Here is a 16,117-nt window from a genome sequence, read left to right on the forward strand (position 1 = left end):
AATTCGAAATAACAATAAAGCTCCTAACTAACCTAGCTTTTAAAGTAGACTTTTTAGATTTTGTATCATTTCCTTTTTATTTGCTGCTTTCATTAAGGTCTCACCGATAAGAACTCCATTAACATTAGCATCCTTAAGCTCTTTTATCTGCTCTGGTGCAGAAATTCCGCTTTCTGCAATAAAGATAACCTCTTTGGGTACAAGAGAGCGTAGTGTTAAACTATTCCGAATTGATACCTCAAAGGTTGACAAATTGCGATTATTCACACCAATTACTCTAGCACCGCACTTTAATGCTCTCTTCACTTCACCTTCGTCATGTGTCTCCACTAATGCACTTAAACCCAATTCATCACAGATTTTAAGAAATCTGGTTAAACATTCATCTCCTAAAATAGATACGATCAACAAAACGCAATCCGCCCCAAGTAACTTTGCCTGATAAATCTGATAAGCCTCAAGGATAAAGTCTTTTCTAAGTACTGGAATTTCTACTTCTTTTTTTACCTCCATTAGGTAATTATCGCTACCAAGAAAAAAGGTTGGTTCTGTAAGAACAGAAATCGCAGCAGCACCGGCTTCTTCATACTCTTTCGCTATTAAAACAGGAGTAAATTCTTGTGCTATCAATCCTTTGGATGGCGATGCTTTTTTAATCTCACATAAGAAATTAATTCCTGGTCTACTCATGGCTTCTTCAAAATCTAATTTATCGGATTTTCCAGTCAAGGATCTTAAAAACCCTTGCCTGTCAGCCATCTCGATTGCTCTCTTTTTCATAATTTCTTCTGGATATCTATGCTTTTCTTGTTTTATTCTATCTTTTGTAGCTTCTACTATTTTTTCTAAGATCATAGCTTACCTCCGGTTTGATAGTTCTATAAATCTCTCAAGCTGATGAAGTGCCTTCTTACTATCGATTATTTCCGTAGCCATCTTTGCCGCTTCTTGTAATGTAATATTATCTCTTACCATATAGATACAAGCAGCTGCATTAAAGATTACTGCATCCCTTTTGGATCCTTTTTCTCCATTTAATATTGCCCTTGTTATTGCAGCATTCTCTGCTGGAGAACCGCCTACCAGATCTTCCTTTTTACATTTTGCTAACCCGATTTGCTCTGGCTCTAAAATATAGTCGTATAGTTTCCCATCACGTATCTCACAACATACAGTTTGATGACTAAGCGATATCTCGTCTAACCCATCCCTTCCGTATACAACCATTCCTCGTTTTACTCCTAATTTTAATAGTACTCTGGCTAAAGGTTTTACTAATGCTTCTTCGTAAACACCCAAAAGCTCTAAATTTGCTCCCGCAGGATTTGCAAGCGGGCCAAGAATATTAAAAATAGTTCGAATTCCTAGTTCTCTCCTCACTGGTGCAACGAACTTCATCGCACTATGATAAGTTTGAGCAAACATAAAACATAAACCGATTTCTTCTAAAATCTTTGCACTCTCTAGCGGGGTTAGCATAATATTTATCCCTAATGCCTCAAGCACATCTGCCGCACCGCATTTACTTGAAACGCACCGATTTCCATGCTTTGCTACTGGAATTCCTGCTGCAGAAACTACAAATCCTGTAGTTGTTGAGATATTAAAAGTATTTGCCTCATCTCCCCCTGTCCCAACGATTTCTAGTACGTCCATATTATGAAGTAATCTCACACAATGCTTTCTCATTCCTGCAGCGCTTGCTGTAATTTCGTCAATGGTTTCACCCTTCATACGAAGTGCAGTAAGGTAAGAACCTATTAAAACATTCGAAGCTTCTCCGCTCATAATCTCATCCATTACCTGTTCTGCTACATCATAACTCAGATTTTCTTTATTCACCAATTGATAAATTGCTTCTTTAATCATACTTCTCCCTCTTTTCTGCGCTGCTTTTGTGTTAGTTTGTGGTTGCAGCGCGGACACAAACTTTGATATAAAAACAAGAAAAAGCTCACTTCGTAAACGTTTACTTATCATGGACTAAAATACGCTAGTAATCTCTAAAAAGTTCTCCATTATAGTCCTACCATTTGGTGTCAGCACAGATTCCGGATGGAACTGTACACCGTAAATTGGGTACGCCTTATGCTCTACCGCCATAACCTCTCCATCCTGCGTCACTGCAGTCACGTTTAGTTCATTCGGTATTGTTTCGCTAACCGCTGCTAAGGAATGATATCTGGCAACTGAAAAGGTTTCTTCAAGCCCCTTAAATAGCTTACTATTGGAGTCCACCATTACTACACTTTGTTTTCCATGCATGATTGTTTTCGCATAAGAGATATTAGCTCCAAATACTTCACAGATTGCCTGATGTCCAAGACAAACCCCTAAGATGGGTGTTTTTTTATGAAACTTTCTAATTACCTCTTCGCATATACCAGCATCCTTAGGCTTTCCAGGCCCCGGAGATAGGATAATATGAGAGGGTTTTAGTTGATTGATTTGCTGTACCGACACCTCATCATTTCGAACTACTAAAAAATCTTCATTCTTTTCGATGGATCCAATTAATTGTACAAGGTTATAAGTAAAACTATCGTAATTATCAATGAAGAGTATCATACCCTATCAACCTCCCCTGCTCTAAGTATTGCATCAACGACAGCAGCTGCCTTATGATTTGTTTCCTCATACTCTAGCTCATTGTTACTTTCTGCTACAATACCTGCTCCCGCTTGCACGTATACTTTATCTTCCTTCTTTACTGCGGTTCGTATTGCAATACAAAAATCTAAATTTCCAGAAAGGTCAAAATACCCAATAGCACCTCCATAGATTCCTCTTGGACTTTTTTCTAACTCTTCGATAATTCCACAAGCACGAATCTTTGGTGCTCCAGTCAAGGTTCCTGCTGGAAAGGATGCAATCAGTGCATCACAGCCATCCATCCCTTCTCTTAACTTTCCACTAACCTTTGAAGTGATGTGCATTACCTTAGAATATCGATGCACCTTTAGGTATTCCTCTACTGTGACCGATTGATAAGCCGCCACTCTTCCAACATCATTTCTGGCCAAATCAACTAGCATATTATGTTCTGCAAGCTCTTTTTCATCTGCAAGCAGTTCTATTTCTAATTTTTTATCCTCTTCACTCGTGATTCCCCTTGGTCTAGTTCCTGCAATTGGGAAAATTGTTACTTCTCTATCGATAACTTTTATCAAGGTTTCTGGGGAAGAACCAGCAATTTCAATATCCCCTGAATGAATAAAGTACATATAAGGGGATGGATTTGTCGTTCTTAATACACGATAAGCACTCATTAGGTTATTTTTATAAGTGGCTTCCAACCTTCTAGAGATGACCCCCTGAAAGATTTCTCCCTCTTTAATGTAGTGCTTGGTTTTCTCTACGATAGCAAGATACTCTTCCTTCGTTATATTACTTTTAAAAACAGGGGGTTCTTCCTTCGTTTGGACGGTCTGTGGCATTATTGCCGCTAACAAAGCTTCAAGATCTTCAATACGACTTACTGCCTTTTCATATCCCTTTTTATGATCCTTGGATGGGTAGTGATCAATCAGATACATCTTTTGCTTTACATGATCAAAGGCTATGACCTGAAGATAAAGTTGTAAGGAAAACTCCTCAAAATCACTCTCTCTTAGCTGTAATTTAGGTTCCATTCTTCCTATCATTTCATAACCAAAGTATCCTACAAGCCCTCCAGAAAACGTTGGAAGTTTCTCAAGTTTTGGTGCTTTGTATTCCTTTAGGAGGTTTCGAATCGCCTGCATGCTGTCTCCTGATTGTTCAATGGCCTCTTCCACGGGACCTTTTTTAAGAAAAACCTTATCACCTTTGCCAAATAGCTTTAGCACAGGGTTAAATCCGAGAAAGGAATAGCGACCCCATCGCTCATTACCCTCTGCACTTTCAAATAGATAGTAGTCTTTGGCGTGTAACGATAGTTTCTGCATTACTAAGATTGGCGTGGTCTGATCCGAATAGATTTCTTTATATACTGGAACATAATGATAGTTTTTTTCATACTCTTCCATCTCTTCATACCTTGATAATACCATTCCTTTTCTCCTCCTTTTTCAATACTCTCTTTAAAATTTTGTAATAAAAAAAGCTTCTGCCCCTTACTTAAGGGACAGAAGCCTAAACTTCTGCGATACCACCCAAATTGGTGCAATGCACCCACTCTCTTTGTATACTATCATATACACCCCGCTGATAACGGACAGGGTCCCCGTTGGCGTCTACTCTCTTTCGGTTTCGAGCCACCCTCACAAGTCCATTCACTAAATTCTACGAGTATTCCCTCTGTCTTACCGTATCACACCAACCACGGCTCTCTGCAAAGACTTCCTCTAGCTACTTCTCTTGTTCATCGGTTTTTTACTATCTTGGATTTACTGATTTAATTGGCTAAAGTATATACCTTAACTTTCCCATTGTCAAGAAGATTTTTTCATATTTATTGGGATCATTTTATATTAAAAAAGGTAGAAAGTAAAACTTCTCTTTCTACCTTTTTAGTATATGAGGCTAAATTCTTGTTATTTACGCCTTATACCCACGATGAATATCACTTGGGTTTAGGCTTGACTCATTGAGAGTACCTCTACCATAGGTTAGCCCTGCGTATATCTGTTGCGTATTTTGCATCATTGGTCCCGAGTTATCTTCTTTACTAACTTCCATAAAACCAACTCTTAAGTCATTGATTAAGTCTAGAATCTCAGGAAAATCCTGATTACTTCTTGACATCAAGGCACTAACCATTTTTTTATTTAAGTAAGAATATAGACTTAATAAGTCGTAAGCTAATGGATAACGATAATCCAAAGCACCCATAAGCTGATTAACAATACGACTTGCATGTCTTAATTCTTTTTCATATGTTTTATAGTCCTTCGCGTTAATTGCATCTGTCGCACTTTCTAAGTCCGCCTCTAAGATGTCATAGAGAATAACAATTAGCTGGCTTTTGTTTGCTTGTGTGACTCTAACGGCGAACTCTTGCAATCGATCCTTATTCATTGCCACTCCAATCCTGGTATCACATTCATACCACTTATCGTCTTACTATTTATTAGCCCTGTAATAAGGATAAAATATTTTGCGGTCTTTCATTAGCTTGTGCCAACATAGCAGTACCAGCCTGTGCTAAAACATTTTTCTGAGTATAAATAGACATCTCTTTCGCCATGTCGGTATCCCCGATACGAGATAAAGCTTCTGTAATATTTTCTGCTCCAACATCAAGGTTTGCAATCGCATGATCCAAACGATTCTGATACGCACCAAGTTTTGCACGTATGTCTGTTACCATAGTAATTGCTTTATCTAAAATTGCAATCGCATTTGAAGCACCTTCCTGGGTACAAACGTTAACTACATTCGTTCCAAGCGTATAAGTATCTACACGTGGAATACGAACTTCCATCGTCTGCCCTTCATTGGCACCGATTTGGAGATCCATTGGTCCAGCTTGTAGCACAGTTATGCTTACCTCATCAGAGCCAGCACCATCTGTAATACTTGCCCCAGCATCGCCTACAGTCTGATCAGTAAATATAGTTCCAGCAGCGCCAGGAGTAGTTTTAAACTTTATTTCAAAACCATCACCATCAGTTACCGTAATAATGTTACCATTGCAAGAGGTTGTTGCAGTATTTGAAAATCCATCTCCTAACGTTGCTTTTGCATCAACGCCAACTGCTTTCGCGCCACTTTTACTAATATCCAATAAGTCACATAGTTCTTCGTTATCACAATGAATTTCAATGGATTGACTTGAACCATACTCCTTTGTCATAAGTACAAGAGGCCCATCCGCTATTGATCCACTCTCATAGCCAGCATTATCTGGATTTGTGGAAGTACCCACCTGCGCAAATACTTTAATATTCATAGTGTCACAGGCATCACGAAGTTTTTCAAATACCTGCTCCCTTGTGTCCCCTTCGTTAATCTCTATCTCTATACCATTGATATTGATAATACCTGCTTGAGTATCAGTAATATCACCCGTAAGATCATTCAGTTTCATACCAGTCATAACTGCTTGTCTTGCATCTTGAGTAATTTTAAACTGATAATCTTTTGCATCAACCTGATCGGATAGAGAAATCATCTCTACATTCGTAGTATTGGAATAACTCTGACAATCTAAATTACCATTCAATAAAGGTTTTGTATTAAACTCGGTGTCTGTTGAAATACGAGTAATTTCGTTATTTAACTGATTAATCTCCTTCTGAATTGCCAAACGGTCCGCTGCAGTGTTAGTTCCGTTCGCAGCTTGAACAGAAAGCTCTCTCATACGTTGTAACATTGCACCTACTTCATTTAAGGCACCCTCTGCTGTCTGAATTACTGATACTCCATCGGAAGCATTTCTTGAAGATTGCTCTAAACCTTCAATCTGTGTCTTCATCTTTTTGGATATCGCAAGTCCTGCTGCATCATCAGAAGCACGATTAATACGATACCCACTACTTAATCTTTCCAAACTCTTATCTAATGCTTTGTTTGTTATTTTCAACTGATTGTTGCCACGAAGTGCTGATATATTGTGATTTATTCTCATCTCTTTACCTTCATCCTCTCTTATATCGTGTCCTTAAAACCTTCTAATTTTTGAAAACTTTGGATTATTGTTTTTGCTGCTAGATATAGATCATCCGTATTGTACTTACTTTCTGATATTTCTTGTGTTAAGGAATCTTCTTTTTCCTCAACCGAAGCTGACTCTAACTGTGATTCCCTATAAAACTTTCCACTCTTATATAGATAACCTTCCGCGAGTTTTGACTTTATTCCTAAGTTTATCGAAGTAACTTTGATGCCTTGATTTTTTAAATCTTTGATAATCAATTCCTGACTGTCCTTTAAACTTTCCAGTGATTCTCTATCCTCCACCGTTATAAAACATTTGGACATTTCACCGCTTAACTTAAGTTCTGCTTGAACGGTTCCAAACTTTTTTGAAGGATAGGATAGATACACCTTACCTTCTTCCTTAGCCCCATGAATTACTGTTAAATTAATGTTGGTTATAGAATCCTCCGTAATTAATGGGATATTATAATGTTCTTTTTTATTTAAGCCTTGATTCAATCGAATCATGGACTTTAACTGCTTTATCTGCAATACCTCATTTGCTGTAATATCTGTTTCTAATAAGACTTCCTCCGCCACTTCATCAAGGGACTGATAGAATTCTTCTAAGGAAGACAATAACTTCTCTTTCTTCTCAATAGCATCGATTTGATCTTTTTTCAACTCTTCTTTGCTTGACTTTTGGAACAGCTTAGAGGCATTTTGATAGATACTTTCATTTTGATTTAAAAGTTCTTTTGTTGCAACAATATGGTTGATACTATTAGGAAGTCCATAATCCTTTAAGAAACGTAGTTCCTCACTGCTGTCATTGGCAACTTCTCTAATTCGTTCTAAACGGTTGCGCTCATACAAATCAGCTTCGTAAGATAAGTCCTTATTGTTAAGCGTTTTCTCCAAAAGTTCATCAGCTCCCGTATCGGTCTGTGATGAATTTTTAGAGACCTGCCCTTGCACTTTCGCTAATTTCTCTGAAAATTCCTCTAAAGTGCCATCAAAGATGGTAGAATCCGAGAAAGACATTACTTCTTTTAACGTAGTTGGAGTAATTTCCTTTTGAATTTCACGAACTAATTTTTCTCCATAGAATGCAGCATCAATTTGAGCGGTAATCGAATTGCTATACCCAGTGGCTCTTGTAAGACTTCCGAATTCATCATCAATTCGCTCATCCATCGTCCCATGCTTTAGGGTACGAACGGCAGTCAACAAATTCTTAAGAGTTAATTCGCCTCCCGCTTTAACTATGGCACCAATTGCAGCACCATCAGATTGTTGAACCTGGTGAAGTAAACGATAAATTCCAATGTAAGATTCTCGTTCTTTTGGATTGATATCTCCATTTGCCTCAAGCTCAACTAAGTACTTTGCAAATCCATCTGTACTATCTGAACCATTGTCTTTTAAATACTCCTTCAATGTACCAGATAATTCGTCTAGATTCATCGTAAGCGGGTTAACTCCATTTTTTATTAAAGCTGCTGTGACAGATGGTTTTAAACCATCGATTACTTCAGACACTTTCGCATCATAAGACTTCATTGCTAGGATGTTATCTCCTGTAATCTCTATATTGTTGTATCCTAGAATTCGTACTGCTCTCTGGTTCGCGGCTGTAGTTTCAAGCCTCATTTCTTTTAAAATAGAATCTACGGATTCAAAAGCTTTTTTTATGGAATCCCCCATATCCACTCGTGGAGATGTCATTAACTGTTCATAAGCTTCTTTCGCATTTTTTAACTGGTCACTTTCTCCTATCCTAATATCATACAAACGGCTTAGCGATACTTGATGCCGAATGGAGAAGGAGGAACTTAGAACAGTTGCTGATGACTGTTTTAATGTATCTACAGTAGATACTGTCTGCTTTAATAAATCAATTTGAGATTGTGAAGATAGCCCAGCTTCTCTTCCGAGGTTTTGGTAATATTCCTCTTCCATTTGTTTTAAGCCTTCAACAACCTTCGCTATACTCTCTGTTTCTATTGAAATACCTTTTGCAGATAGCTTTAAGGAAGCTTCTACTGTTAATTTTAATCTTATCTCTTCTAACTGTCGTTTTGCAGTGATGGAAGCTATCTCATTGGTATTCGCTATGACTTCGTTGTTATCTATCACTTTAAAATCATCTGGTATCTCACCATTTTGTACCTGCATTAGAAACTTAAGACTTAGCTTATCGAGGCTTTGGTTATGAACCGCCTCTTTCTTTAAATAAATAGTTGCCTTGTCAATCGTATCTTCCGATATTTGATGAAGATTCTTAATAATATCCTTAAACTTATCCTCCTCTAAGGATAGAATTACACCTTCTCTAGGGTCATTCCCTGCTTTTAATGCATTGATTGCTCCAGTAAGAACCATATTATCTTTCTCTTCCGGTGTAATCGAGGACAGACTTAATTTGTATCGAATATTTTCCTCAGTAATCGGTAAATTTCGTTCAAACAACCATTTTGCTTCCTGTAAAGTTTCCTCCTTGATTGGGATATTCCCATCTTTTAGAATCTTCTTGGTCGCCTCTTCTAGCTCTCTCCAAGCTTCCTGATTTTCCTGTTTCCGTGCAATATTCCCACTATGCTCTGCTTTATAGATGCTTTCAATGGTTGGCTTTAGGTTATTTTGTATTAGATAAGCCATAGCATTTTCACTTAGACCATTCCCTGAAGGTGCAAGATTCATGGCACTTACGATCCGCTCTACATTCTCTACTGTTACAGGCAAATCTGCATTGATTAGACGGTCTGCAATTTGTTTTGCCATACCATGGTCAGGGATACATGATCTTGCAATCTTTTCCGCCATCTCTCTGACCTTTTTTATAGTCTGTGTTTGAGCCTCAATAGAATCTTCTCTTAAGATCTTCTGTGATTTTATTCGTTCTAAAGCCAGTGCGAGACGCTCCAGTTCAAATTCCTCGATGGAAAACCCTTCTTCTGACAGCTCTTGGTAATCTTCTTCTGTCATACAAGTAGCTGTCTGACTAAGCTCCTGCTCTTCTTCTTTCACTGAAGTTTCTTCACCCATTAGCGTAGCCGTTCCTTTTCCTGTATCCACCTGTGTAAACAACAGAGTTGTCTCTTTTTTGTTTCCCTGATTCGCTGCACTTCCAACTTCCTTTAGTACAATTCCAGTCTTCGATACATCCGTTATCTTAAATTTTTTAATTTCGCCTTCCTTGGCATTTGGGACTGTTTCTTTCGAGAACTTTAATTCTCGACCACTAAAATTGATGGAAACCTGATCTGAAACATCTAAGACTATGCCTTCTAATATCTGACCCACTTCATAATCTGGAAGATTTGTATCTTCCTTGGAAACCGTTTCAATTTGCTTTTTTTGAAGATTTCCAGTTGCATAAATCCCATTCATATTCATGTTCATACCCCATGTCCGCTTCAGCGTACTCAAAATCTATAGTTGAAAGTGATTTTCTTTCAACTCTCACTTTATTTCGTTATAACCAAAGATATTAATTAACCAAATACGTTACTACTACCATGTATTTCGGATATTTTTATAAAAACTTAACTGGTTCGTTCAAAATTCCTAGAACTGGGTATGTATCCAAACTATTTCACATACATTAAACTATACGTTCTGCTTCGTACTAAGTCATAGGAATAAGATAAAATGATTGTACCGTTTAAATTACGCTCCCATATATGAGAATGCATCATGGTAGAGATTACAAAAAACTTCCACCAATCTAAACTTAGTAATGAATTTGTAGGAGGATTTTATGAAAAATTTAAGGAAATTTATTGCCTTATTCCTAAGCCTTATTCTCATGATAAGCTTGGTCGGATGTAAGGAAAAAACACAAGAAGACATACAAAAAAGTTACCAAACTTATCTTGATCGGATGTTCCGAGATGAGGTTACAAGCGACTCCCTATCACTTCACTATACTTTAGCCCACCCAGAAAATTACGGTATTAAAAACATAAAACCGACACTGGGTACCTTCTCTATTGAGCAAATGAAAAAGAATATGATAGATGCTGAGAATAACCGAAACAAGTTACAAGAGTTTAATTACGATTGGCTTACGAAAGAAGATCAAATTACTTATGAGATTTTAGATAATACATTTTCTAAAAATCTTGCCCTAGGTGCCTATCCCTATCTAGTGGAACAGCTTGGTCCAACGACAGGTTTGCAAGCACAATTACCAATCTTATTTGCAGAATATTCTTTTTATACGAAAGAGGACATTTCTACTTACATAAAACTTCTTAATTGCGTTGATGAATACTTTATATGTATTGAAGAATTTGAGAAAGAAAAATCTCAAAAAGGATATTTTATGACCGATGACATCGCGGATAGCATAATCGCTCAGTGTCAAGATTTTATAAAAAATCCAGAGGGAAATTTTTTAATTATGTCCTTTCGAGAGAGAATTGATATCATTACAGATTTAACAGATGTGGAAAAAAGTGAATTGGAAGAAAAAAATAAAGCTGCAATTTTAACTTCTGTGATTCCTGCCTATGAAAGCTTAATTGAGACACTGATTTCTTTAAAAGGCAGTTCAAAAAATAAAAATGGTCTTTGTGGATTTGAGGGTGGAAAAGAATACTATGAGTTAAAAGCACAGTTATCCACTGGTTCGTCTAAAACTGTTCCAGAGATGAAGAAGAGCTTAAAAGCCTTATTAAATCGTTGCTTATCTACTATTACTACACTAAGTATCAAAGATCCTACCCTTTACGATCAATATCAAAATATAACCTTTCCAGAAACTGAACCTAATGCGACAATGGAATATCTCGCCTCCCATATCACAAAAGATTTCCCAGTTTTAGATAGCGTAAATTATACCGTAAAGTATGTTCCTGATTCCTTGAAAGATCATCTGAGTCCAGCTATGTATCTAGTCCCACCGATTGATTTTTACACAGAAAATAGTATCTACATCAATGACAATCCTATCTTTGATATGACAAAGCTATTTCCAACGATCGCTCATGAAGGTTATCCAGGTCATCTCTATCAAAATGTGTATTTTCGAAAACTTAACAAACACCCAATCCGTAGTGTAGTCGATGTCACAGGTTATGACGAGGGTTGGGCTACCTATGTGGAATGCTACTCCTATGGAATGGCTGGGTTAAGCCAAAATCTTGCTGATTTCTTAAAAGCTAACATGATAGCTGTTCATTGCTTATACTCACTAACCGATATTGGCGTACACTATGACGGATGGACGAAGAAGGAGACCATTGATTTTTGGAGTAATTACGTATCCTCTGTGGAAGATGCTGAATCCATTTATAATTCCATACTCGGTGAACCTGGAATCTATCTTCCTTACTGTGTTGGCTATATAGAAATTATGGAGCTAAAAGTTTTAGCAAAGTCTACTTTACAGGAGAATTTCCGACTCAAAGATTTTCATACCTTCTTATTGGATTTTGGGCCTGCTCCATACGATATTATCGAAAAGTATTTTAAAAATTGGCTATCTGAAAAAAATGGTTCTGATTCCGCTAAAAAATAATTACATGAAAAGCGAAAGCAAGGGATTTAATATTTTTATTATTTCTATATCTTACATCATTCTCTTGCTTTCGCCATAACACGTTAATCTAATATTATAACAACTTATTTTGTTGATAGGTTATGTAACGAACGATTATCCTACAGTGATTCTAAACGTACTAAGCGGGATACCATTACCTCCAAATATAGTCACGGGGCCAAAATTATGAAATGCATATCGAAGATAACATGGTAACATAACCTGTTTCGAGATTACAATGATACGATTCCCCTCTATCTGTATCGTTGCTGAATGAAAAATTCCATCCTCCCCCGCCACCTCAAAGCCAGAATCTGATATTTCCTCTTGTTTTTCTTTATTTACATAACGCTCTCTGCTTTTATTGTATACATGGTCTTCTTTATAATACAAATTACCTTGCGTATCTTTCAGGTATAAAATTACTCTATTTCCCGATCGTATTGCATATAAAAGGCTTGGTGCCTCTGGATTTATATCTTTTTGATAAATTTTTGAAAGAGCATGAAGTGCCAATCTGTCTCCTACAATCTTTTTATTTTTTGGGTGAATATCATCAAACTCTCCTGCTTCTAATATTACTGCCATCGAGGTATTTCTAACCGTTTGATACACCTCATTCTGTTGCTCTCTTAACACTGCCCAATTCCCTAAATCCCTATCTTCTCTACCTATATGCATCGGCAATTGAACAAACAAAAATGGTAAGCTTAAATTATCCCAATCCATTCTCCATTGTAATATCAATTGCCTTAAAAGCTTTGCGTAAGTATGTTCTCGATGGTCATCACTTTCTCCTTGATAATATAGAAATCCCCTCAACGTATAAGGACATACTCTCTTAAGCATTGTTTCGTATAATCCGCATGCTCGGTAAGGAGAGTGTGGCCCAAGAGGTTCTGGCCAGCGACAAGGGCCTGCAATCTCTTGCACTTTGGACCATAGGATATCTGGATTGTTTTTATATACATCGTCTACTTTTTTGTTCCACTGTGCTTCATATACCCTATACTCTGCTAGTTCATTTAAATACTCTTCATAAGACCTGTTTTTGCATACCTTCTCATAATCCTCAAGATAAGTTCTCGTATCAGCATCTTTCTCTAGCATACCTTTTCCAATCCAACAAGAAGCAGAAGTTCCTCCGTAATTACAACCTATGATACCAACTGCTACATTAAGTTCTTCCCGTAATTTCTTTGCAAAATAGTAGCCAGTTGCAGACCAGGTTCCAAAGCTTTCCTCTGTCTCATATTGCCAGCGGTTCATTTCCTCTTTTCTATAAAATTCTTCCTCTATATAACTACTTCGATTCACTTGATAAAATCGCAACAACGAATCTTTAGAACCATTCATCTCTTCCCGCCCTGTACTACAATTTCTTAATTCAAACTCCATATTAGATTGCCCACCGGCAAGCCAAACCTCTCCAAGATAGACATCATGGTATACAATAACCTCTTCCTTTGTTGTAACCTTCATCTGATATGGACCACCTGCTGGTTTTGGAGGTAGAAAAGCTTTCCATTCTCCATCTCTGCTCATTGTTCTTACTTCCATATCATCTAAAATAACAGTAATTTCTTGTTTTTCATCGCATGTACCAAAAACACAAATCGGTGTTTCTCGTTGCAAAACCATTCCATCACTAAAAATAGCTGCTGTCCTTAATCTTTTCATTTACCATCCTCCTCCAAGATAATAAAACTTATTCCAACAATCCCAACCAATATTGTAAATGATATCTAGCAAGCTGTAGATTGACTATCTTATATTTCTTTTGTCATATATTTTCAAAAAGCTTTATAGTTCCACAAGCATATCGCAAAACTTGTTGTTTATACACAGAATTAATCATAGATTTGCAGTTTGCTTTGTCTATATATTACGTACACTTTGGCTTTTTTTACATATTTATTAAATATCACTTGTAAACATTGACATTTACACACAATAAATTTATACTTAAATTGGTAGAAACTTGATAATACCACCACAATAGCATGCCCGTTTCATGAGCAACCCTATTATTACGTTCGGCCAGTCTATTTTCTGCAAGGTGAGCATAAAATTGCTTCCTATTAAGCCGAAAATATAATGGATAGATCATATTCATAGGAGGAAAAATAATCATGTCAACAAAAGCGTACTATAAGCGCCAGGAAATCGGTGCTGGAAAACCAGGATTTTCAAAAACACGTTCTATTATTGAAGCTGCTTTTTATGGCAACAATGTTGTGAAAGTCAACACTTTAAAGGAAGCCTATGAGCTTGCTAAAAATTCTCCTGGTACTGTTGTAACCGATATGCCGGTTTACAGAGGAGAAGAATTTGGACTAGAAAAAGACGCAAAAGTTCTATTATTTAATGACGGTTCTATTACTGGGCGTTATGCCGCTGCAAGAAGAATCGCTGGTGAGCCAAATGTTGATTGTGCAGAACTAGACAAAATCGTTATGGATGCAGTCTATGACACAAGATGGAATACCATGTATCATGCAGAAGTATTCATTGGCTTAGATCCTGAATTTATGATAAAAGCCCATCTGCTAATTCCGGAAGGCGAAGAGAACATTATGTACTCCTGGATGTTAAACTTCCAATACATGTCGGATGAATATGTAAAGATGTACAAAAATTCTAAACCAATTGGAAATGAACCTGACATCTATATTTTCTCAAATCCACAATGGACTGGAACTACAAATCCTAACTATGACCCAAAATGCTTATGCTATTTTAACACATCAGAAAACTGTGCCACTATTTTAGGCATGAGATACTTTGGCGAACACAAAAAAGGTACACTCACAATTGGCTGGGCTGTCGCTAACCGTAATGGATATGCCTCTTGCCATGGTGGACAAAAGAGATACAATCTTCCAAATCACAAGTCTTATGTTGCCTCAGTGTTCGGTCTTTCCGGATCAGGTAAATCTACGATTACACATGCGAAACATGGCGGTAAATATGACGTAACCGTACTTCATGATGATGCATTTATCATAAACACAGAAACAGGATCCTCTATCGCGATGGAACCTACATATTTCGATAAAACTGCTGACTACCCTACATACTGTGATGATAATAAATATTTATTAACAGCTCAAAACTGCTCTGCTACCATTGATGAGGATGGCAAGGTTGTTCTAGTAACTGAGGATATCCGTAATGGTAATGGTCGTGCCATTAAATCAAAATTATGGTCACCTAACCGTGTCGATAAAATTGAAGAGCCAGTAAACGCTATTTTTTGGATTATGAAAGATCCTACAATCCCACCAATTGTTAAACTGAAAGGAGCCTCTCTTGCTTCTGTAATGGGCGCAACATTAGCGACCAAAAGATCTACTGCTGAAAGGCTGGCAGAAGGTGTAGATCCTAATGCCTTGGTTGTGGAACCATATGCAAATCCTTTTAGAACTTATCCTTTAGTAAATGATTATGAAAAGTTTAAAAAACTAGTAGCAGAAAGAAACGTAGCTTGCTATATTATCAATACTGGTGACTTTATGGGTAAAAAAGTAAAACCAGCAGACACACTTGGTGTTATTGAGGCGGTAGTCGATGGAAATGCTGAATTTAAACAATGGGGCTCGTTTGAAGATATTGAAATCTTCGAGTGGGATGGTTTTGTTCCAAATCTTAACGATTCAGAGTATAAGGCTCAGTTAAAATCTAGAATGCTTGACCGCGTCAAATTTGTTGAAAGCAGAAACACCTTTAAGGGCGGTTATGATAAACTACCAGAAGATGCTCTGGCAGCACTAAAGAAGGTAGTATCTGAATTAAATTAATTTGTTTATAAACTAATTTTCTTCCACCATTGATAGAAAAATCAAACAAAGAGCGCACTATCTTTATCCTGATAGTGCGCTCTTTGTTTCTGTGTTATTTTTGCGAAAAATTTGGCCTATTTTATCCTATTTCTCCCCTTTCATGAAGTCGACAAAACGATACAAGAAAGAGCAAGATTACAATATCAGTTTTTTCTTGTATTGTGCT

Annotated in this window: 10 protein-coding genes; 2 read left to right on the plus strand and 8 right to left on the minus strand. The window is 37.1% G+C overall.

Annotation, left to right across the window (positions count from 1 at the left end; translation table 11 throughout):
* Positions 1-39: 39 nt before the first annotated feature.
* The 7 genes from trpC to CC92_RS0111315 form a co-directional block, all read right to left on the minus strand.
* Positions 40-855 carry an indole-3-glycerol phosphate synthase TrpC gene (trpC, locus tag CC92_RS0111285; RefSeq protein ID WP_029502777.1) on the minus strand — a complete coding sequence of 272 codons (816 nt, stop codon included), beginning with the start codon at positions 853-855 and terminating at the stop codon, positions 40-42.
* Between the two features lie 3 nt (positions 856-858).
* Complete coding sequence (gene trpD, locus CC92_RS0111290; protein WP_029502776.1) at positions 859-1,869, minus strand: anthranilate phosphoribosyltransferase; 1,011 nt, start codon at positions 1,867-1,869, stop codon at positions 859-861.
* 114 nt (positions 1,870-1,983) lie between these two features.
* Positions 1,984-2,568, minus strand: coding sequence for an anthranilate synthase component II (locus tag CC92_RS0111295; protein ID WP_029502775.1), 585 nt, complete (start codon positions 2,566-2,568; stop codon positions 1,984-1,986).
* On the minus strand, positions 2,565-4,031 hold the full coding sequence (gene trpE / locus CC92_RS0111300) for an anthranilate synthase component I (protein ID WP_029502774.1): 1,467 nt from the start codon (positions 4,029-4,031) through the stop codon (positions 2,565-2,567). Before trpE ends, CC92_RS0111295 begins: the two co-directional genes overlap by 4 nt.
* A gap of 487 nt (positions 4,032-4,518) precedes the next feature.
* Positions 4,519-4,998, minus strand: a complete 480-nt coding sequence (locus CC92_RS0111305) for a flagellar protein FliS (protein WP_029502773.1) — start codon at positions 4,996-4,998, stop codon at positions 4,519-4,521.
* A 52-nt stretch (positions 4,999-5,050) separates the two neighbouring features.
* Positions 5,051-6,550 carry a flagellin gene (locus CC92_RS23230; protein WP_029502772.1) on the minus strand — a complete coding sequence of 500 codons (1,500 nt, stop codon included), beginning with the start codon at positions 6,548-6,550 and terminating at the stop codon, positions 5,051-5,053.
* 20 nt (positions 6,551-6,570) lie between these two features.
* Complete coding sequence (locus CC92_RS0111315) at positions 6,571-9,960, minus strand: DUF6240 domain-containing protein (RefSeq protein WP_029502771.1); 3,390 nt, start codon at positions 9,958-9,960, stop codon at positions 6,571-6,573.
* Positions 9,961-10,324: 364 nt separating this feature from the next.
* Here CC92_RS0111315 and CC92_RS0111320 point away from each other — a divergent pair, with 364 nt between their 5' ends.
* Positions 10,325-12,088, plus strand: coding sequence for a DUF885 domain-containing protein (locus CC92_RS0111320; RefSeq protein ID WP_029502770.1), 1,764 nt, complete (start codon positions 10,325-10,327; stop codon positions 12,086-12,088).
* A gap of 135 nt (positions 12,089-12,223) precedes the next feature.
* Here the strand turns inward: CC92_RS0111320 and CC92_RS0111325 are convergent, their stop codons facing one another.
* The gene (locus tag CC92_RS0111325) at positions 12,224-13,789 is read right to left on the minus strand and encodes a sialate O-acetylesterase (protein WP_029502769.1); all 1,566 of its coding nucleotides are present in this window, start codon (positions 13,787-13,789) and stop codon (positions 12,224-12,226) included.
* A 452-nt stretch (positions 13,790-14,241) separates the two neighbouring features.
* Between CC92_RS0111325 and CC92_RS0111330 the strand changes: the two genes are divergently transcribed.
* A complete protein-coding gene (locus CC92_RS0111330; RefSeq protein WP_029502768.1) occupies positions 14,242-15,909 on the plus strand; it encodes a phosphoenolpyruvate carboxykinase (ATP) in 1,668 nt (555 codons plus the stop codon).
* Positions 15,910-16,117 lie beyond the last annotated feature (208 nt).

The sequence above is a fragment of the Lachnoclostridium phytofermentans genome (assembly GCF_000733755.1).
Taxonomy (GTDB): domain Bacteria; phylum Bacillota; class Clostridia; order Lachnospirales; family Lachnospiraceae; genus Lachnoclostridium; species Lachnoclostridium phytofermentans_A.